This window comes from Neorhizobium sp. T25_27 (assembly GCF_002968565.1).
GTDB lineage: Bacteria > Pseudomonadota > Alphaproteobacteria > Rhizobiales > Rhizobiaceae > Neorhizobium > Neorhizobium tomejilense.
In genome coordinates this window covers 1-435 of record NZ_PVBJ01000038.1, presented here as the reverse complement: position 1 = coordinate 435, position 435 = coordinate 1, and the positions used below count along the sequence as shown (strand labels likewise).

Genomic DNA, 435 nt, shown 5'->3' with positions numbered 1-435 from the left:
GATATCCTCCGTGGGAAGGCCGGCCATGCCGCCATAGAAATCCGCGAGCGGACCGAAAGCATTGTCGGTGCCGCCAAGCGACTGCACACGTCCGACTGCCATGCGCGCCAGCTCCGGCTTGCCTGATATCGCGGCGGCGCGGGCGATGCGCAGATAAACCTCGCGTTGGCGCGGTGCGTCCATGAAGGACAGGATGTCGATGACATCCTGTGGTTTCACGTCGTGATCGTGGCCAACGACGAGGGTGACGAAAAGATCGGCGAACTGGCTGGCATAGGGCGAATGCAGGAATCGACGGACATAGCGCTGCGAATAGGCCATTCCCCTGTCGAGCATCCCCTTGTCGACGCAAATGGCGAGTGAGCGGCGCAACGCCGCCTCCTCGACGATCGTGCCCGGCGCGGCAAGACGCGCCTGGTCGTAGAGGTCCAGCGC

Annotated in this window: 1 pseudogene; it reads right to left on the bottom strand. The window is 63.7% G+C overall.

Annotated elements, in window-relative coordinates:
• Positions 1 to 435 (bottom strand): annotated as a pseudogene (locus C5J24_RS31610) (chemotaxis protein); the annotation flags it as partial.